The sequence below is a fragment of the Paraburkholderia sp. BL17N1 genome (assembly GCF_003634175.1).
In the GTDB taxonomy this organism is placed as follows: domain Bacteria; phylum Pseudomonadota; class Gammaproteobacteria; order Burkholderiales; family Burkholderiaceae; genus Paraburkholderia.
This window is the reverse complement of sequence record NZ_RBIW01000003.1, coordinates 348797-368474: the sequence shown is the minus strand read 5'-3', so window position 1 is coordinate 368474 and position 19678 is coordinate 348797. Positions and strand designations below refer to the sequence as shown.

12 protein-coding genes and 6 pseudogenes are annotated in these 19678 nt (G+C 58.9%); 11 read left to right on the top strand and 7 right to left on the bottom strand.

The annotated features are described in order from the left end of the window. Positions 1-535 precede the first annotated feature (535 nt). The gene (gene nifA / locus B0G82_RS37470) at positions 536-2410 is read right to left on the bottom strand and encodes a nif-specific transcriptional activator NifA (protein ID WP_241975114.1); all 1875 of its coding nucleotides are present in this window, start codon (positions 2408-2410) and stop codon (positions 536-538) included. A gap of 162 nt (positions 2411-2572) precedes the next feature. Between nifA and B0G82_RS41170 the strand changes: the two genes are divergently transcribed. Together B0G82_RS41170 and B0G82_RS40885 are read left to right on the top strand one after the other, a co-directional pair. Further along, positions 2573-2695 (top strand): hypothetical protein, encoded by a 123-nt coding sequence (locus tag B0G82_RS41170; protein ID WP_258875522.1) that lies wholly within the window; start codon positions 2573-2575, stop codon positions 2693-2695. Between the two features lie 675 nt (positions 2696-3370). Then, positions 3371-3694 (top strand): annotated as a pseudogene (locus tag B0G82_RS40885) (IS5/IS1182 family transposase); the annotation flags it as partial. A 43-nt stretch (positions 3695-3737) separates the two neighbouring features. Here B0G82_RS40885 and B0G82_RS37460 read toward each other — a convergent pair. Beyond that, a pseudogene (locus B0G82_RS37460) lies at positions 3738-5122 on the bottom strand (IS110 family transposase). Positions 5123-5372: 250 nt separating this feature from the next. Between B0G82_RS37460 and B0G82_RS40880 the strand changes: the two are divergent. Together B0G82_RS40880 and B0G82_RS40875 are read left to right on the top strand one after the other, a co-directional pair. Continuing rightward, positions 5373-5564, top strand: a pseudogene (locus B0G82_RS40880) (hypothetical protein); the annotation flags it as partial. A gap of 245 nt (positions 5565-5809) precedes the next feature. Continuing rightward, positions 5810-5981 (top strand): annotated as a pseudogene (locus tag B0G82_RS40875) (IS3 family transposase); the annotation flags it as partial. A 58-nt stretch (positions 5982-6039) separates the two neighbouring features. Here the strand turns inward: B0G82_RS40875 and B0G82_RS37455 are convergent. Further along, positions 6040-6987 carry a LysR family transcriptional regulator gene (locus B0G82_RS37455; RefSeq protein WP_121311307.1) on the bottom strand — a complete coding sequence of 316 codons (948 nt, stop codon included), beginning with the start codon at positions 6985-6987 and terminating at the stop codon, positions 6040-6042. Positions 6988-7478: 491 nt separating this feature from the next. Between B0G82_RS37455 and B0G82_RS37450 the strand changes: the two genes are divergently transcribed. The 4 genes from B0G82_RS37450 to nodC are packed head-to-tail and all read left to right on the top strand — an operon-like array spanning position 7479 to position 10690. Further along, the gene (locus B0G82_RS37450; protein WP_134466660.1) at positions 7479-8126 is read left to right on the top strand and encodes a hypothetical protein; all 648 of its coding nucleotides are present in this window, start codon (positions 7479-7481) and stop codon (positions 8124-8126) included. Positions 8127-8161: 35 nt separating this feature from the next. Then, a complete protein-coding gene (locus tag B0G82_RS37445) occupies positions 8162-8755 on the top strand; it encodes a NodA family N-acyltransferase (RefSeq protein WP_121311305.1) in 594 nt (197 codons plus the stop codon). Continuing rightward, complete coding sequence (gene nodB / locus B0G82_RS37440; protein ID WP_116140793.1) at positions 8752-9444, top strand: chitooligosaccharide deacetylase NodB; 693 nt, start codon at positions 8752-8754, stop codon at positions 9442-9444. The genes B0G82_RS37445 and nodB overlap by 4 nt, the downstream gene beginning before the upstream one ends. Continuing rightward, positions 9422-10690, top strand: coding sequence for a chitooligosaccharide synthase NodC (nodC, locus tag B0G82_RS37435; RefSeq protein WP_121311304.1), 1269 nt, complete (start codon positions 9422-9424; stop codon positions 10688-10690). The genes nodB and nodC overlap by 23 nt, the downstream gene beginning before the upstream one ends. A 489-nt stretch (positions 10691-11179) precedes the next feature. Here nodC and B0G82_RS39895 read toward each other — a convergent pair whose 3' ends face one another. Both B0G82_RS39895 and B0G82_RS37425 read right to left on the bottom strand, forming a co-directional pair. After that, positions 11180-11572, bottom strand: coding sequence for a hypothetical protein (locus B0G82_RS39895; RefSeq protein ID WP_158608228.1), 393 nt, complete (start codon positions 11570-11572; stop codon positions 11180-11182). A 44-nt stretch (positions 11573-11616) separates the two neighbouring features. Continuing rightward, entirely contained in the window at positions 11617-12333 is a 717-nt protein-coding gene (locus B0G82_RS37425) for an IS6 family transposase (RefSeq protein ID WP_121311303.1), read from the bottom strand. A gap of 99 nt (positions 12334-12432) precedes the next feature. Here B0G82_RS37425 and B0G82_RS37420 point away from each other — a divergent pair, with 99 nt between their 5' ends. From B0G82_RS37420 to nifV, 3 genes and pseudogenes are all read left to right on the top strand, one after another. After that, positions 12433-15474, top strand: a complete 3042-nt coding sequence (locus B0G82_RS37420) for an ankyrin repeat domain-containing protein (RefSeq protein WP_241975113.1) — start codon at positions 12433-12435, stop codon at positions 15472-15474. Positions 15475-15599: 125 nt separating this feature from the next. Beyond that, a pseudogene (locus B0G82_RS37415) lies at positions 15600-16335 on the top strand (IS6 family transposase). 429 nt (positions 16336-16764) lie between these two features. Next, the gene (nifV, locus tag B0G82_RS37410) at positions 16765-17901 is read left to right on the top strand and encodes a homocitrate synthase (RefSeq protein WP_121311302.1); all 1137 of its coding nucleotides are present in this window, start codon (positions 16765-16767) and stop codon (positions 17899-17901) included. 305 nt (positions 17902-18206) lie between these two features. Here nifV and B0G82_RS37405 read toward each other — a convergent pair. After that, positions 18207-18438 (bottom strand): annotated as a pseudogene (locus tag B0G82_RS37405) (IS5/IS1182 family transposase); the annotation flags it as partial. A gap of 306 nt (positions 18439-18744) precedes the next feature. After that, positions 18745-19677: a LysR family transcriptional regulator gene (locus B0G82_RS37400; RefSeq protein ID WP_105512312.1), complete on the bottom strand. Its 933-nt coding sequence runs from the start codon at positions 19675-19677 to the stop codon at positions 18745-18747. Position 19678: the final 1 nt, after the last annotated feature.

Here is a 19678-nt window from a genome sequence, read left to right as displayed (position 1 = left end):
TCGCTTTCGCACACTCGACGGTGCTCGGACATTCCCGGGCCTTGCCGACCACGCTCTAACCTGTCGTGCCATCACGTCATGATTACCTAAGCAATCGGTCGACTCTTCTCGTGTTGTCAGCGTTTTGTCCTTCTATTAGCCGGGCTGACTACGCAACCGCAGCGGCAGATGTATCTTCTGCCCGGAACTCCCGGTCATCTGCCCACAGCGCCCAGACGGCGCGCGATCTTGTTGGCGTGCGACAGAGTCGCCTCGCTGATATGACCCCGGGCGCGCCTCCAGAAATTCAACGCGATCGAACACCACCGCTTGCGTCGCTGACCGCATCCCGTGTGAGCTGATGGTCGAGCGCGACATGGCCGACGCACCGGCGATGACAGCGCAGCGTTCGCACCACCTTAGTCGAGATACCGACTGGGCCGCTTCCGATCGTGATCATGCCAAGGTCCGCGCCAAACCCTGGCTTGACTTGTCTGAGCTATTCGCATTAGTCGCGATGTCGCGGCCCCGACACGCCGCAAGTCCGACAGTGCTTTCAGAAACGCTTGATCTCGACACCGTATTTCCTCAGCGCGTAGCCAATCTGGCGAGGCGTCAGTCCAAGCAGCCGCGCCGCCCTTGCCTGCACCCAGCCGGATCTTTCCATGGCGGCGATGAGACGCTCGCGGTTGGTCATCTTCGCACCACTTCCGAGAGCTGCACCGCTAGGCACTAGCGGAGCCCGCTCGCTGCCGACAGGCGGGACCGCAACTGCGCCCGGCGTAGCAGCCTCAGCCGGGGGCGTACCCGGCTTCACTTGCACTGGTACGATCGGCCCGGGCTGCAGCGCCATCTCGTCCGATCCGCTCTTCCACAGCATCGCGGACAGACACTGGCCGTGGCAGCAGGCAAAGTCGTTTCTCACGATAGCCGGTCCCGGCGCCAGGGTCGCGCTCCGCTGCACGCAATTCTCGAGCTCGCGGACATTGCCGGGAAAACCGCAGTTCATCAACACTTCAATCGCGCTCGCATCGAAGGTCAGCGTACGGCCGTTCTCGCTGTTGAAATTCTTGAGAAACTCAACGGCGAGGAGAGGAATATCACTGCGCCTTTCACGCAACGGCGGCAGCAGCAAGGGAACCACGCTGAGGCGATAATAAAGGTCGGCGCGGAACTCGTTCCTTGCCACCGCGTCTTCCAGGTTCTTATTCGTGGCGGCAACCACGCGAACATCGACCTTGATGGTCTGGTTGCTGCCGACGCGCTCGAATTCTTGCTCCTGCAGGACGCGCAGCAGCTTTGCCTGGAACGAGGCCGAAATCTCGCCGATCTCGTCCAGAAACAGCGTCCCCTTGTCGGCGAGCTCGAAGCGCCCCTTGCGCGAATTGAAGGCGCTGGTAAAGGCACCCTTCTCATGACCGAACAATTCGGATTCCAGCACCGTCTCAGGGAGCGCCGCGCAATTGAGCTTGATGAAGGCCCGCTTGGCTCGCGGCGACAGCTCGTGAAGGGCCTTGGCGACCAGCTCCTTCCCGGTACCGGATTCGCCGCGCAACAGAACTGTGCTGTTCGATTTGGCTACCACCGCGATCTTCTCAAGCAGGCCGCGCAGCGCCGGACTGTCGCCAATGATCCCCTCGACCTGAAACTTCTTACGCTCCTGCGCAGGGTACTTGAGCTCGGACAATTGTCTTTGCAGCCCGTCCCTCCCCGCCATCAGTCGCTCGCGGTCGCTCTTGAATAAGCGATGCAGCTTCACCGTCTGCCCCACCAGGTTGGCGATCATAGTAAGCAGCCGCACGTCGCAATCGAGCCGGAAGTTCGACCCATTGTCCGGGATGCGGTCGATGGTCAGTGTGCCCACGACCTTCGCGTCGATGCGAATAGGAACGCCGATGAACGACACTCGCATGTTGTCGGAAGCACCGAGCACGCCCATGTCGGCGGCACTGAAGCCCGAATGCCCCACTACGTTCTCGGCGACGAGCGGCCTGTCCGTCGACATGATCTGGTCAATTGCCTTCTGCGGCAGGCGCATCCGGTAGCGCTCATCGCTGCCTTCGCTCCAGCCGGCGCCAACGGTAATGTCCGGTACGCCATCATCGTCGAAGAGAGAGACGATGCCGAGCCGCATCTGCACAAACGATTGCAGGAGATCGACGACGTTGGCCAACATGACTTCGAGCCGGCAGGGGGCGGTAAGTACCTTCGATATCTCCAAGATGCCGGTAAGCGCGCTCTCGTACCACTGCACAATAGGGACCGCGTGGTCCGTCTCGGACTTTGAGCTAGGCCTTTCGCGTACGGAAGCGATATGCAGCATGACGACGTCTCCGTTGTTGTGACCATCCTCTCTGTCACCTTGTTCGGATTTACGAGTATTGTGTTGCATATCATCCTCGATCTCGCGCCCTTCACGGGCTGACTTCAAGAGATAACGCCTTTTCATGGCAGGACGGTGAAACTATAGTGCCTTGATTTACTTATTTTCTCCTTTTGCGATCTCGCCGCGCAGATTCCGCCGGGAACGCGAGTTCCATTGATGTCGCTCAAAACAACTGCGATTTGTCTACTCCGGTGCAGCCGACTACAGGTGTCGTCCATCATTGATTGCTGCCTCAGTCTGATGCGCTATACCGATGACTTTGTGATCACCGGTCACTCGAAAGAGTTGCTGGAAGACGAGCTCAAGCCACTGGTCGAGGTCTTTCTGTAGGAGCGCGGACTGACGCTCTCCCCGGAAAGGACCAGGATCACGTACATCTCGCAAGGGTTCGACTTCCTCGGGCAGAACATTCGAAAATATCCAACGGCAAGCTACTCATGAAGTCACCAAAAAGAATGTTCAAGCGTTTCTGACGAAAGTGCGCACAGTCATCAAGGACAATGCATCGGCCAAACAGGTCAATCTAATCGGCCTGCTCAACCGGATCATCGATGGCTGGTCGAACTATCGTCGATACGTGGTCTCGAAAGAAGTCTACAGCGCAGTCGACACTGCCATCTGGCAGGCGTTGTGGAAGTGGTGCTGCCGGCGGCATCCGTGCAAGGGCGCACGATGGATCAGAGCGCGATACTTCCATCATGAAGGAGCGGCACTGGGTATTGGACGCGATACTGGTGGACTAACGGCAGAAGGGAACCCAGGACGATTGAGGCTACGCAAAGCATTCGTCGTGTGGACGGAGGATCGAGTGCGCGGGCCAATCTCGTCATGGTCCATCCCGTCTGCCACCAACAGATCCATCGTCGTGGTCTAACAGTAACGAACCGCCTCCCAATCGGGGGCTTTGAAAGGCTTGAGCCGTCTGTATTAAAGGGACATGCACGGTCCTGAGGGGGTCGCTATGCAGCAAATTCGTAGCGGCTACCCGACACGGCGTCAAGAGGTCTCGCAACCACGGCGAAACAAGGACTGATCGTCGGCGCACGGGCGTTCGCAGGCAACCCATACGACGGCCACACGCTGGCGGAGCAACTCGAACAGAGCTCCATTCTGTTGCAGGATCTGCCGGGTATGCCGCAACCGAAGGCCGTGCTGGTCGATCTCGGGGTTCGGGGCGTCAATACCGAAACATCATCAGTATGACTTATTCATCGCGGCAAACGGAAGACCCTGATCAGCACGCAGCGACGTTGGCTCAAGCGACGGCACGCGATCGAACCGGTCATCGGCCATGTGAAGGACGACCACGGCATGCGGCGTTGCTGGCTCTCTTAAGAAACACACCCCAAGTGTCTGATTGGGAATGAGTTCTTCAGACGGGTTGCGGTTGTTCTGTGGCGACGAGCTTCATGCCGAGCTTCTGGGCGCACTGGGATAACTGCCGAAGAACACGTTCGCGGCAGCGCTCTTCGTAGTAGTCCTGCCCTTGATCGGTGTATTTCCTCGCCCTTGGTAAGCATTGTGTAGATGAGTCGCGCGAGCTTGTGGGCGACATCGGTAATGGCCTTCGGTTTGTCCATACGCGAACACATCCGCCTGAAGTACGCGCCCAGTGCCGACTGGCTGGTGCGCAATGCCGTAGCGGCCAGACGCAGGGCCTGGGCCGCGCGGTTAGCGCAGCGCATGGTCTTGCCACTCATCACTTTGCCTCCGGTTATCCGGGTTCCTGGGCACAGCCCCAGCCAGCTCGCGAAGTGTGCCGCCGAGGGAAAGCGTGACATGTCGGCGCCAATCTCCGAGATGACAGCCAGCGCCGTCGTGACGTCGATGCCGTCAATGCGCGTGAGGTCCACGCCGCACATCCTGAACAACTGCGTACGCAGGTCAAACTTCGGCGCGTTGCGTGTCCGGCCGGCCGCGCTGCTTGCCCCTGGCAGGTTCACCCTCATGAGTTTGCAGGCGTTGCAACTGTCGCTGGATCTCGCGGTCGCCCTCGGCCAGTTGCGAACCGATGAAGTCGAACGCGTCCACCGCCTGCCTGAGCGCGAACAGGTGCTCGGCACGCCAGGTGCCTTGCAGGCTCTTAGCTATCTCCTCGACGCTGGCAGGGATACGCGCATCCTTCATGCCCGCGAGCGCATGGCCATCCCGCTCGCCGGCCACAATGGCGCGCAGGATCTTCTGGCCCGTCACACCGACTAAGTCGGAGATGACGTTGGCGAGTTGGACGTTCATCTGGGTCAGCGCCTTCTGCATATGCTGGACGTGGCGCGACTGGCTGCGCAACAGCATCCCACGTTGGCGCCACAGCGAGCGCAGCACACAGACCTGGTCGGCCGGGCGAAATGCCCCGCGCAGCAAACCGTACGTCATGAGCTGCTGGATCCATTGACAATCCAGCACATCGGACTTGCGCCCCGAGACGTTCCTGACGTGACGCGCATTGATCAGCATGACCGTGAAACCACGCGACTCCAGCAGTTCGAACACGGTCCAGTACACGCCGGTCGATTCCATCGCGATGGTGTCGATCCGGCAGGCCTTGAGCCAGTCGGCCATGGCGTTGAGGTCTGCCGTGAAACTGGCAAATTCGCGCACCGGCTCATCGTCCCGATCCGGCGGGACAGCCACAAAGTGGGACGCGCTGCCAATGTCGATGCCGGCGGCATTGGGATGGGGGATCGACAATGCTGCCGCCCGGGACTTGCGCGGCTTCAGGCTGACTGCAGGGTTGCGTTGGGCCAAGGCTTGCTCCATCTTCAGTTGCGGGAATGGCGCTGCATCGGGTACGTCGTTAGCTCACTCTCTTAAACGGGATATCAGCACAGCAGCTTACGCCGTCACGCCGATTCACCAATATCGATGACGTCACCCAGGACCACGCTCAAAGACGGGCATTACGCACCATTGCCTCACCGGTCTTCCGCAGCGCCGCATTCGACTTTGCCACACCGAAGCCACCCTTTGTTTCTTCGGCGCGATTTGCGGCAGCGGGCCGATTATTTCGCTCAAAGGGCAAAGCGGCGATGCGCTACACGCGGTACTGTGCGCTGCCGGTTACAACCTGCGCTGGTTGCTGCGCGCCGTCGTCCGTCTCGGCCGGGGGCCTGGATTTTTTATCCTCGCGGTGCTGCATGGGCTCGCCAATGTCACGCTGCAGCCGAGCGATTGTTCGGCACAACCGCTTTCGATGGGCTGATTCCTGTTCGCCGACAGGCGCACCCTTGGCTTGGCTCGCTACCGCAAACTGAATTTTTTCAGGATCGACTATCTACCCGCACTATGTCTTTGATTCGTGGATAGAGCGATGGCGGCGTCACCGCGCGCAGCAGGGGCCCGGCTTGAGGTAGAGATACTGGCGCACATCAGCGCTCCCGCGAGAGTTATGGGGCCGAACGCCTGCAAGGCACCTCGTAGCGCATGGCTTGCACGTCGGCGTATCCGATAAAGAGACTGCGTCGCAAGCAGGGGGTTGCGTTGCAACCAGAAACGCAAATTCAAGGCAACAACCGGATTGACACATGGCTTGCCGTTCGCGCCGAACCTGCTCGATCAGGCGTTTGCCGTCACCGCGCCGAATCAGGCCTGGTGTGGTGATATCCGTTATGTCGCCACAAAACCCTCGAAACCCCACAGATCCATGCCGCAAAAGCCTTGCTGAAAGATCCCATTTCCTAACCTGGGTGGATTGGTCTTCGCGTGGTCTCACGCGGAGCAACCATGCGTGACGCCTCCTGCAATATTATCTCCCGCATCCAGTTGCTTGCCGGATCACTGCTGTGAAGGGCAGACCATTGGACGGCCTCGGTGAATGCGGGCAGTGGCAGCGGAAGTTCGACGATCCGCAGAGGCATCGTTTTTTCGAAATGCTTGGCCAGCCTGAAGGGCATCGTCCCTATACGGTCAGTGTTTATTAGCATAGGCGGGATCATGCTAAAGCTCTGCACGATGACCTCGTTCCGTCTCTTGAGACCGTGCTCAAGCAAAAACCACTCGTCGATGGAGGGCCGCCGCGTACGTCCGAACCTGACCGAAACGTGCCCCATCGACATGTATCTCTCGAATGTAAGCTGCCCTGATAGCTGCTTGTTCGTGCGGCAGCCTACGCACACGAGTCTCTCCTCGAACAGCTTCGCTTTAGGATGCGCGCTCGACATGAACAATTCCGGCAAGATAAGAAAATCGGCTTCGCCGCGCCGGAGAACCTCATCGGGGTCATCGGCAAGTGGTAGCAATTCGAAGCCGACGGCGGGAGCTTCCCGTGCAATACGCTCCACGATCTTTCGAAAAAATACGACTGCCATGAAATCGGAAAGGATGATCCTGAAGCGGCGATCCGATTTGGCCGGGTTGAAGACGTCCCGGGAAATAACGGAGAGCTGGATGTGCACCAGAGCCTCGCGGATTGGAGCAGCGAGCCCTTCAGCACGCGGTGTGGGGACAAGTTCCCGGCCCCTCATCGTAAACAGTTCATCGCAGAAATAGGCGCGTAGCCGGGCGACGGCCGCGCTCATGGCCGGCTGGCTCAGGTTGATGCTGCGTGCCGCCGCGGTGAGGTTACGCTCGGTCATCAGAGCATCGAGCGCGACGAGGAGATTTAGATCGAGGCCCTTGAAACGCATGATCCCAACTTATCCATAGTGTGGATGTGTTCCATCAAAACAATCGATTTCACGAATTGTACAGTATGGAGGATAGTGTTCCTGGTACATCCGATTGAGTTTCGTCAACCTGCTGGCGCCTTCGTGGTGCCGGGTAGCGGAAGAAGTGTGTCGTAGAACTGAGCGAAGCCGAGGAAATGACATTGCAGCAGTTGTCGATCAATCACATGCATCGGGGCACGCGAGCGCGGCCCTGTCGCTGCTCGGAGACAGGATCAAGCGCAAGCTTACCGCTGAGCAACTCGGCGTGAGCGGGCAGTCCGTCTGCGACTGGCTCACGCATGGCGCAACAGCGGCGTGGACGGCCCGACGGGCGGCCATATCGGTGGGAACATGAAGCACCACTGACGACGCTTCATCACCTGCACGAAGGAAACGCCGATGCCGAACTCGCTGAACTTTCTCGGCGGATACGGCACCAAATTTCAAGTCAATTTCTCGTGGACGCTCTCATGAATACTGTAGCAAAACGTCGGGCCGGAGAAATGGAATTTAGGCATATCAAAATGGTTGTCGATCTTTGCCCTGACTCCGAGAAAAATCCTCAGGCGTACGCCGAGCATCAACCGAGGCGCATGTCCAATGCGGCCACGGCCTTCGGCGGCATGGACAAGCTGGATCGCGCCGACACGACGCAACAAGCGTCTGGCAGGTCGCGTAGGCGCTTACTACCGGCAAAACTTCGCATAGTTCTCCAAACCCTTTCTATATCGGCCGCTTACCTTCGTACAGTTGAGCCACCGCTCGACTTCGCCTTGGCTTCGCGACGAATCGCGAGCAGCCGATTGCAGGTGCCAAATGCATCAGGGACCCGGCCAAATGGATCTCGTGTCAGTCGCAGTCAGATCGTGCGGAAGATGCGGGGGAAGTCTTTGGTAGATCTGGTGCGAAAGGCACGCGCACTCGATGTAATCTCCGTCGTGGATGCGGTTCGATCGGCCTGTGAAGCGTTGACGGAAATGCTCTTTTCTTCGGGCTTCATCCCAGAACTGTTCCAGAATGCAGATGATTTCATGAAATCGAACCGCTTTCTCAGAAAGTCGTTCGCGTGCGTCAGGTCCACCCTCAAAGGCCGGACGGCGCATAGGGGGCAGTCGTGAATTTGGCCGTGTCCACAGCTGAAGGACCTCTCTCCATGCGCTCTCAGGTGCGGTGGAGGCTGGCTTGGGAAAACGAGTTGCGACTCGCCGACCACATCGAACTGTCCGAGTTCTTCCGACAGACCTACGGACCGACAGGGGCGTTTAATGCAAAACCATTCGAAGGCAATCACAGTTGGGCTGGTGCGAGGCCAGAGGTCCGTGCAATCGGCTACGACGCGCGCGGCGTAGCGGCTCATATCGGCGCACTGCGTCGTTTCATCAAGGTTGGCGCAGTCGATCTACTAGTGGCCGAACTAGGATTGTACGCGGTACGTCCAGATCTTGAGGGACTCGGAATCCCTCATTTAATGCGCGTGATGTATCCCGTGTTGCAGGAACTTGGGGTTCCATTCGGCTTCGGCACAGTTCGACACGCGTTGCGGCAACATATTGCAAGGCTGCTCGGCCGACACGGTCTGGCGACTATTGTGTCTGGAGTTCGCGTCAGGTCGACCCTGCGAGAAGTGCATCTCGACAAGCCGCCCACGCGCATCGAGGACGTACTCATTGTCGTCTTGCCGATTGGACGGTCAATGAGAGACTGGCCGGCCGGAACGCTAATTGATCGGAACGGGCCAGAGCTGTGAGGCACTGCTTATTCGAAGCGCGTAGCGAGTGCGCTGACATCTCCGGACGTCGCAGCGTTTATTTGACGTTTGACGACGGCCCTAATCCGCTTTGCACACCGGACATCCTCGATGTGCTGGCGGAACACCGGGTGCCGGCGACTTTCTGCGTCATCGGCGCGTACGCAGCGAGTCAGCCGAAGCTGATCCAGCGAATGATCGCAGAAGGGCACGAGGTCGCAAACCACACGATGACTCATCCGGACCTGTCCAGATGCGAACCCACCGAAGTACAACAGGAAATACTAACGGCAAGCAGGGTCATCAGGATGGCGAGCCCCCAGGCTCCGCTGCGGTATATGCGTGCCCCGTATGGCATGTGGACCGAAGCAGTGCTCACTACGTCAGCGAGCGCTGGTCTGGCGCCCCTCCACTGGTCGGTAGACCCGCGAGACTGGTCCCGTCCCGGCGTGGACGCGATTGTCAGCGCAGTGCTGGCCTCTGTCCAGCCTGGCGCAATTGTACTCTTGCACGACGGATGCCCTCCCGATGAGTTGGGACGATGCACTCACGCTGGTCTGCGCGAGCAGACCCTCATGGCGCTTTCCCTCATGATTCCAGCATTGCATGACCGGGGGTTTGCAATCCGATCGCTTCCTCAACCTCAGCGGACGAACCAGACACCCTATGAACATGCTTGCCGCAACTAGCGCTGTCTCGTTTTATGCGCTGCTCTCGACTGTCTATAAAAGCACGCAGGCGCTTTATGCTCAGCCGACAAACGTGTCATCGCTGTCGGACGGCTTGGTCGACTCCGACGCTCTGCCGGACGTGGACGTCATCGTGCCGTGCTTTAACGAGCAACCGCGCACGCTCTCGGCGTGCCTGGAGTCCATTGCAAACCAGGACTACGCCGGAAAACTGCGGGTCTATGTGGTCGACGACGGCTCTGGCAATCTCGACGCCGTGAGGCCGGTATACGATGCGTACACACGCGACCCGAGATTCAACCTCATTACGCTCCCCCAAAATATGGGAAAGCGCAAGGCACAAATCGCCGCAATACGCGCTTCATCCGGGGAACTGGTACTCAACGTCGACTCGGACACGACGCTGGCGCCCGATGTCGTCAAGAAGCTCGTATTGAGAATGCGAGACACGACGATAGGCGCCGCCATGGGTCAGTTGACCGCCAGCAACCGCAATGATACCTGGTTGACCCGTCTGATCGATATGGAGTACTGGTTGGCTTGCAACGAAGAGCGCGCCGCACAGGCTCGCTTCGGCGCTGTTATGTGTTGCTGCGGTCCGTGTACCATATACCGACGGTCCGCGCTCCTTCTGCTGCTAGATCAGTACGAGACGCAACTTTTTTGCGGGAAACCGAGCGACTTCGGCGAGGACCGCCATCTCACGATTCTCATGCTGACGGCAGGTTATCGGACCGAGTACGTTCCGGACGCCATTGCGGCGACAGTCGTTCCGGACAGTCTGGGGGCGTATCTGCGCCAACAACTGCGCTGGGCGCGCAGTACCTATCGGGACACGTTGCTTTCGCTGCGCCTGCTGCCCTGTCTCGATCGCTACCTTACGCTGGAGGTGATCGGACTGAATCTGGGCTCGCTATTTCTCGCCTTATCGCTTCTAGCGGGGCTCGCGCAGCTTGCATTGACAGCGACAGTGCCGTGGTGGACTGCCCTGATAATCGCATCATTGACCATGATCCGCTGTAGCGTGGCATCGGTTCGCGCTCGCCAGATTCGATTTCTTGGCTTTTCTCTTCACACACCCATTAACCTCTTTCTCTTGCCCCCGCTGAAAGCCCATGCGCTGGGTACATTGAGCAATAGCGATTGGCTGTCACGGAGCGTTGCTGCCAACCTACCACATGGGGGTGGAAACAGGCCGTCACCGGAAACCCGAAGGCGGGACCGAACGCTACAGAATTTTCGGTAATTGCGGCGGCGCTTCGCAGAGCAGATCTTACGCGCGGCCCTTCGACGTTGGTGGTGGCATATGACGGCGTTTGTAGCGACGAGTGATCGTGCACACTACTTATCTTAGATGCTATGGGAGGGCCGTGTCAGTCGTATCCATTTTGCGTGCTCCTTTGCCGAAATGGGTCTGGAAAAGCCGTTTTACTCCAGCGGGCTTACTTCCACCGCCCTCCCATAGCATCTAGAAATGATCGTGCTTTCCGTTGAAAATCTAGCGGTTGGTTTCTAAAATCCCTTACCGACTAACGATTCGTGCATCCGTCGATTCCGCCAAGATTGTGGAGCTACTGAGCCTTACTGCAAGCAGCTCGGCACTCGCCCACCGCCAGATTTTGCACAGACAGGAAGATTCCCCTGTGAAAACTTTGCCGCGCGGCAAAGCGTTCGTACCGCATCTGCATATAAACGTCTCAATTAGGAGTGCTGTATGGATGAACGACATCATTTCTTAATGACACCAGGCCCGTTGGCCTTGAGCGACGAAGTGACGGCACAGATGCAATTCGATATGGGCTCGCGCGACCGGAGCTTCAAAAACATCGCGGCTTCGGTGCGTAAACTGATGATCGAGCTGATCGACGGGAATGACACACATTCGGTCGTCCCAATCCAGGGCAGCGGTTCCTACGGTATGGGGGCTGCGCTGGCTACCTTCATCTGTCCGTCTGATTGGCCGCTCGTCTGCATCAACGGAATTTATGGCGAGCAGATACTGAAAATACTGGAGCTGCGACGCGTGCAGGCCGTCAGCATGAAGGCGCCGAGCGATCAACCGCTCTCGGCCGCCGACATCGCCGCGCATCTGGATCAGGACCGCACGATCACGCAGGCTCTGATGCAAATAGACGGTCTGGTGGAGGTTTTTACTATAGAAAGGATACCTCATCAAGAAGACAGGACGGCCTCCCAAACTGCGGGCGCAGCGGTACCTTTGAGGCCAAGATTCGCGAGGCTGAATTGGCCCTTGGGAATACGATGGACCAATTCAATACCTGAGAGAGTAATCGCTGCGTTCCTGAAACGTTTGAAGCCGAGCATGACTTTTGTCCGGGACTCGATGTTGCCATGGTCCTGCTCGACCAAATTATTGAGATATTTCGAGGATCGGACGTTTGTGTCATCGGGCAGCAAGCCATCGACCTTCATCTCGCGCACGGCGCGGTGCAAGGCTGCACAACCATCAAGCGTGATGGTATTCGGTCGCTGGCCTTGATGTTCGATTGCCTTGCTGAAAAAGGCTTTTGCCGCCTTCACGTCGCGCTTGGCGCCGAGCATGAAGTCTACTGTCTGGCCCACCCGATCCACCACTCGATAAAGATAGACCAACTTGCCGCGCAGCTTGAGGTAAGTCTCGTCGACACGCCGCGACTGCCCTGTGGGCCTGCCAAAGCGGTTCGACCGTTTTACGAACTCCGGCGCAAAGCGCCGCACCCGGCGCAGGATCGTCGTGTGCGCCAGCGACAGACCCCGTTCCGCCATCATCTCGACCAGTTCGCGCAGGCTAGGCTTGTAGCGCAGGTACCAGCGAACACACAGAATGATCACGTCGCGGTCAAAGTGACAGCCTGCGGCCAGTTCGTCAAGGCTCTTCAGCTTGCTCATCGTCGGTTCTCAATTTGTTCAGCCTGACACCTTAATCGATTCGCCCCCGCGCTATTTGCACCAGAGCCGTTTCTGTCACCAAGGACTCCATCACTCGCCATGCAGATCGTTGAATATGTCGGCCTTGATACGTCACGAGTGAGCGCACAGTACGAAAAAGTACGTGCCGCGCTCGAGCGCGATGACTTTCGGCAAGCCCAAGTCAAAAAGCTGAGCAATCTTACGCACGGGCATTTCTATCGCGCAAAATTGGATTATGCGAATCGCCTGCTGTTCACGTTGATCCGGCACGGCGATCACGTTTGCGCGCTGATGCTCGAAGTCATTGAACATCACGCCTATGAGAAATCCCACTTCCTGCGGGGCGTCGCGATCGACGAGGACCGGATTCCCGATGTCGATGCGCTTACGTCTGATGGCGCGACGCCGGTGCGCTACCTACACCCAGAGTGCCGGGAAATCCATCTGCTGGGCAATATCCTGTCGTTCGATGATACGCAGGATGCCATCTATCGCGAACCTGTGCCGCTGACCATATCCGGCAGCGCCGGCAGCGGCAAGACTGCACTGGCGCTGGAAAAACTCAAGCAGGTCGATGGGAATGTGCTGTACGTTACCCAATCGGCCTATCTGGCCCAGAACGCTCGCGACCTGTACTACAGCCACGGCTTTGGGCATCCCCGCCAGGACGCGACGTTCCTGTCGTATCGCGAATTTGTCGAGAGTGTGCGCGTTCCGCCTGGACGGGAAGTTGGCTGGCGTGAGTTCGCCTCGTGGTTCACGCGGCAATTGCCATTCAGAGGACTTGACGCTCACCAGAGCTTCGAGGAAATCCGTGGAGTCATCGGCGCCGACGCTAACGGGGCACTCCGGCGGGAGCAGTATCTTGAGCTGGGGGTAAGTCAGTCGATCTTCCCGGCCGATGAGCGCAATCGTCTCTACGACCTGTTCGAGCGTTACCAGGCATGGCTCGTCGAGGCGAACCTGTATGATCTGAATCTGGTTGCCCACGTATGGCGGGCGTTGGCGAGCGCATGCTACGACTTCGTCGTCGTCGACGAGGTTCAGGATCTGACCGACGCGCAACTCGCGCTGATTCTGGCGACCCTGAAAAATCCGGATCAGTACATGCTATGCGGGGATGCGAACCAGATCGTGCATCCGAATTTCTTTTCGTGGAGCAAGGTCAAAACCCTGTTCTGGCGCGATGAAACGCTCGCCCTGCGCCAGCAGTTAAAGATCCTGCAGACCAGTTTTCGCAACGCCCACGAGGTCACACGGATTGCGAACACGCTGCTGAAAATCAAGCAGCGCCGCTTTGGCTCCGTCGATCGCGAAAGCAACTTCCTGGTCATGCCGGTTGGCGACGAGGCCGGATCCGTAAGCCTGATTGCGGGCAGCGGTTCCGGCACGAAAGTGCTCAACGACAGGACGCGTCAATCGACGCGCTTCGCGGTGCTGGTCATGCGCGATGAGGACAAGGCGCAAGCGCGCACGCATTTCCAGACTCCGCTGATTTTCTCGATCCACGAAGCCAAAGGCCTCGGATATGAAAACATCATTCTCTACCGTTTCATCTCCGGGCATCCCGCGCAGTTCGACGCGATCGCGCAGGGCGTCACCGCGAACGATCTGATGGATGACAACCTGGAGAACCGTCGCGCCCGGGATAAGACCGACCGGTCGCTGGAGGTCTACAAGTTCTATGTCAACGCGCTCTACGTGGCGCTCACCCGCGCGACAACCCATGTATATCTGATCGAGTCGGACCTCGGGCATCCGCTGCTGCAGTTGCTGGGACTGCAGCAACGTGTTGAGGGCATTGATGCGAAGACGCAGACCTCGACCCGCGAAGACTGGCAAAAGGAAGCGCGCAGGCTGGAGCTGCAGGGCAAGCATGAACAGGCTGAAGCAATTCGCGAACTGGTTTGCCAGCAACCAGCGGTCCCTTGGCGCGTATTTGATGAGGCGTGGTTGCGTGACACGATGGATCGGGTGTTTCGCCAGCCCGCGTCGGGCAGCAGATCCAGGCAGCAGCTGCTCGAATATGCGTGCAGCTACGATGAGCCGATTCTGGTTAGATGGCTTGCGACGCGGGTGCGTTTCGACGCCGCACGACATCTTGAACAGCAGCGCGCTACGCTTGGGCGCAAACATCTGTCGGCGTATTTTTCCGCGTGCTCCAGGGAGGTCCTGCAGCACTGCGACCGCTATGGCGTGGACCATCGCACCCCGATGAACCAGACCCCGCTGATGGCGGCGGCCGCCGCCGGTAACGTGGCGCTCGTTGAGAGCCTGCTTGAGCGCGGCGCGAACCCCGAAGCGACCGATCACCTCGGACGTAACGCGCTGCACTGGGCATTGCTCGAGGCGTTTCGCGATGCCCGGCTCGCGCGCGGGCCGTTTGCAGCACTGTATGAGCGGATTGCACCGCCATCCATTGACCTGATGAGCGGTGAACGCCTGGTTCGCATCGATCGGCACCTGTCCGAATACCTGCTGGTGCAGACACTCTGGGCGCTCTTCAAGTCCCGTTTTGCAGTGCCAGGTGGGCGTGCACGTGGGGGATTTGAGGCCGCATCGATCCTGGACGCGTGGCGCGATCTGCCGGACCACATCCTGGCTCCAGAACGCAAACACCGCGAGTACCTGTCCGGGCTGTTGTCGCGTAATGAAATAACGCGCGACTATTCCTACAACCGCCATCTTTTCACCCGTCTCACGCAAGGGTGGTATCAGTTCAACCCGGCGTTGGCAGTACGGTGCCGGGATGCATCCGGTGAGTCGTGGGTCCCCCTCTATGAAGCGCTGAATGTGCGACTGATCGCGGAAAGCGCCGATCCACGGTACCTGAGCCACATTAACGCGCTCATGGAAAAGGCACATCTCGCTCCACTGTCGCCGCCAATCGTCGCATCTGGGGGTCGCGAGGTGCCAAAGGCGCTTCCCTCACCGGTACGCCCCCTGGCGTCGCACGCCGGATTTTCGGTGGGCGATATAGTCAGCTTTACTGACAAGGCGCTGCACACCCGCACCGGCACAATCGTACGGCTTAACCAGAAGACAGCGGCCATCACTTGCGCTGACTCTGAAGGGCATTGGCGAGTCTCCTACCTTTTGCTACGACGGAGCACGGCATAGGGATGTGGTACAAGCCAGATTTCGCGCGCTACAGCAAGAAGCCCTTCGGCGCGCGTCAAGCAATTGTCGCCTCACTCGTGCAGCGGCGTTGTCACGTTCGCGCGCTGGTCAGCTAAGATGACGTGATGAAAAAGACGAAATCGCTCTACCCTGGCCATCGATTTCCGGCATCAGTCATCAGCCACGCGGTTCGGAGGTATTTCCGCTTTCAACTCAGCCTTCGCGACATCGAGGAGCTACTGTTCGAGCGCGGGGTGGTTGTCAGCCATGAATCGATCCGGTGGTGGACGGACAAGTTCGGCGCCAGTTTTGCGCATCAGGTCAGGACTGCCAGTCGCAAACCGGGCAGCACATGGCATCTCGACGAAATGTTCGTGACGCTGCGCGGCGAGCCCTGGCTGCTGTGGCGTGCAGTCGATGAGCACGGCATTGAACTCGACATCCTGCTTCAGAAGCGCCGCGACAACGCCGCTGCCAAACGCTTCTTCAAACGGGTGTTGGCGGCCTGTCCTGCGGCGCCGAAGAAAATCGTCACCGACCAGTTGCGCAGCTACCCGGCCGCGAAAACGGAGATCCCTGAGCTAGCGAATGTGAAGCACGTTTTCGTCAAGGCCTGCGCGCGCGTGAACAACCGCGCTGAAAACAGTCATCAACCCACGCGTGAATGCGAGCGCCGGATGCGAGGTTTTCGCTTGCCCGAACGCACGCAGTCATTCCTGTCGTGCTTCGGTCCGATCCGCCAACACTTCGCTCAAGCGTCATCTGCTGAGCGCCTCGCTCTATCGCAAACAGCTCGCCGCGCGATTTGAAGCATGGCGTCTCTTCACCGGCATTGCCCAAGCTCCGACCACCGTGTTCTGAGACACGACTGTCCTGGCCGATATCTCGTCATGGAGTCAGCAACGTGACAGCGCCGTCGCAACCCCACCTCGGCACATTGATGTCGTTCGGTCCTGGGGACCCTGAAGCGCGCCCACTTCTCCGGAGGGAGGGCGGCGTCCATTCCATCTCGACCTGTTCATGGCCAAATTGCTTTGTTAGCCTAATTATTTCGAGTACGCAGCAAGCGAACAGGTTCGACATTCCATCCGCTAGCGGATGGAACCGATCGAGCCACCTCCAGCGCGGCCGAATTGTCCGGAACGTAACATTCGCGACACGAACAATCGGACGATGCACCGCCATAACCCGACATTGTGCCGGTCGACATCCCGCAAATTGTGCCCCGACTGTAGATGCTCGCTTGGCACAACGCTTGCAATCCATCGGCGACAACTCAAGAGACCTGACATGCTCAATCCGATCATCAATGACACAACGCTTCGCGACGGCGAGCAGACCGCTGGCGTCGCATTTCGCACTGAGGAAAAATGCGCAATCGCCGCCGTACTGTCGCAGGCCGGCGTGGCCGAACTCGAAATCGGAATTCCTGCCATGGGTGAGGACGAAATGGCGTGCATCGCTGCAATCGTCGACCTGAACCTCGACGCTCGCCTGATGGTTTGGGGGCGCCTCACCGACGAGGATCTCACCGCGGCATTGCGTTGTGATGCCGATATCGTTCATCTCTCGGTTCCCGTTTCGGATATTCATTTGCAACACAAGCTGCGGCAGTCGCGCAGTTGGGTACTGGCGCAGATCGCACGCGTCGTCGGCGAGGCAGCGAAAAACCATCCCAGAATTTCCTTGGGCATGGAAGACGCCTCGCGCGCGGATCCCTCATTTCTCGTAGAAGTGGCTCAATGCGCGCAGCAGCACGGCGCCCAGCGCGTGCGCTTTGCCGACACTGTCGGTATCCTGGACCCCTTTAAGACCTTCTACGCCATTGCAGCGCTACGCGTTGCCGTCGATCTGGAGATCGAAATACATGCGCACGACGACCTCGGGCTCGCCACAGCCAACACACTAGCCGCCCTTGGGGCCGGCGCGACCCATGCGAGCACCACCGTCAACGGGTTGGGTGAGCGCGCCGGCAACGCAGCGCTGGAAGAAGTCGTGATGGGCGCACGGCACCTGCTGCGACGAGAAACTGGCGTCGACACCAGAGCGCTGCCCGACATTTCGTCGTTAGTCGAACAAGCCTCAGGCCGCGCAGTTTCCTTCAACAAGAGCATCATCGGTAGGAACATCTTTACTCACGAGTCGGGCATTCACACCGACGGCCTCGCGAAGCACCCCACGACCTACGAGGGATTCGATCCGGCAGAGCTCGGCCGGCAACGGTCGACGATACTCGGGAAACATTCTGGATCTCAAAGTGTGCGTGAGGCCTACGACGCACTAGGCGTGAGGGTGTCGGAGCGGCTCATCCCGCTCCTGCTTGCGCGCATCCGCTCTTTCGCCACGCAGTACAAGCAGGCGCCGAATGCAACCGATTTGCGCCGCTTCCTGACCCAAGCCTGCGGCATACGGGTCAAAGTGCCGTAGTGTGGTTATGCCCACGCTTGTCGAGCTGGTGGGGCGGACTGCGGAACTGGCTATGCCGAGCCGGACTATGTGGAGGATGACTACTGGGAGCAGACGCTGGCGATCCGCCTGACGCAGCGCTCGACGACCCGGGACTGTTAAGAAGCCTTAACAAAATGATATTAGGGGCTGTTAAGGAATCGCTGATTAATAGGCCATCCCGCGAGGTTGTCGGCGGCGATGGGTCGGAATTTCCGGATGCCGAAATGAAGCGTTGGCAATTCTGGTGAGTTTGACCCGAGGATGCGCCTCATTTCTCGCACTTTTCACACGCGTGACGGACTGCTCCCATGAACCGACCGCAACCGGTTTCGCGCGATCGCCAGGTTCGCCAGGGCGAACAGACTGAACAGTTGCGCCATGTTCTTGGCCAGTCCCTTGTAGCGCGCGCACCTTGCGATGACGGAACAGGTTCTTGACGATATGAGACGGATGCCCGACCCGTGCGCGAATCTGCGCCTTCGTTCGCTCGACCTGGATCACCAGATCCTTCAGCGGACACCTCAGCGATGACGGCCGGGCCTGATAAATCAGTGTTTCCCTAATCCGGCCAATTGCCCAGCCAATTCTGTTTTTTTGTGCAAGATTAGTGTGCGATATCAGTAATCGTGAAAATAATGTTAATAAATTTGATCCGGATTTTTCATTGACATTCGTCAAAGTTCGCCCGCCGGCTTCTTGATCTCGCACCAAATCTCCGACTGGACGCTTGCGTTAGGATCAAGACTGTTCGGCGCAACTATTCTGCGGATGTCGACGCATCGAAAGATCGCCCCTTCGACGCAACCCACGGCACGACGTAGATCAGTTGGGAAAACGTAGCGGCATGGTGGCGCGTTCTCTGCCGAGTGCGCCGTCTTCTGGCAAACAGAGTTGCAGCGAGCGAAAGAGGAAGCGCTGCAGTGCGGTTGCTGCGGACGTGCGGTCGTTCGACTTCGCGTGGCTGAATAGACCGAATTCAGCCACAGGCGGCATCGGCAGCCCGACAGCACGCGGATCGATCACGTGCATAGTATCGCGGCGCACGTGCCAGTCGAGCAGTAAAGCAATGCCGAGTCCGGCCTCAACGGCCGACTGGATCGCCGACAGGCTCGTGCTCGTGCAGGCAACGCGCCACACGATGCCGGCGTCAAGCAACGTCGCAAAGAAGTTCTCCTGCCATCTACATGCTCCGCCGAATGCGATGATTGGTAGGGGGCCATCACGCAGGTCGGCATTGCGGGAACGTGCGGCGGCCCAGCGAAGCGGTTGCCGCCAGGTAACGAGCGGCTCCGCGTGGATCAGCGCAGGATCGCCGATCGCGAAATCAAGTGTGTTGCTTGCGAGCCGCTGCGATAACGCCGGGCTCGCATCAACGACTATCTCCAACGAGACATCGGGAAACGATGCTGAGAATTGCCGCAATGCATGGCGAAGGTGACTCATTGCGATGTCTTCCAGAATGCCCACCCTCACCGTACCCGAGACGTCACCGACAGTCAGTGCGGAACGGGCCGCGAGGCCAATTTCAAGCACCTTGTGTGCATACGGCAGTAGCAGGCTGCCCGCCGAGGTCGGCTTCACGCCGCGCGGTGAACGTTCGAGCAGGCGTTGGCCGACTTCGTCTTCGAGACGCCGAAGGGCCATGCTCACGGCAGCCTGGGTGCGATGAAGAGCCACCGCAGCATTGCTCACGCTGCCGGCCTCTATCACCGTAACGAACGTACGCAGCAGCGTGCTGTCGAGATCGCGAATCATC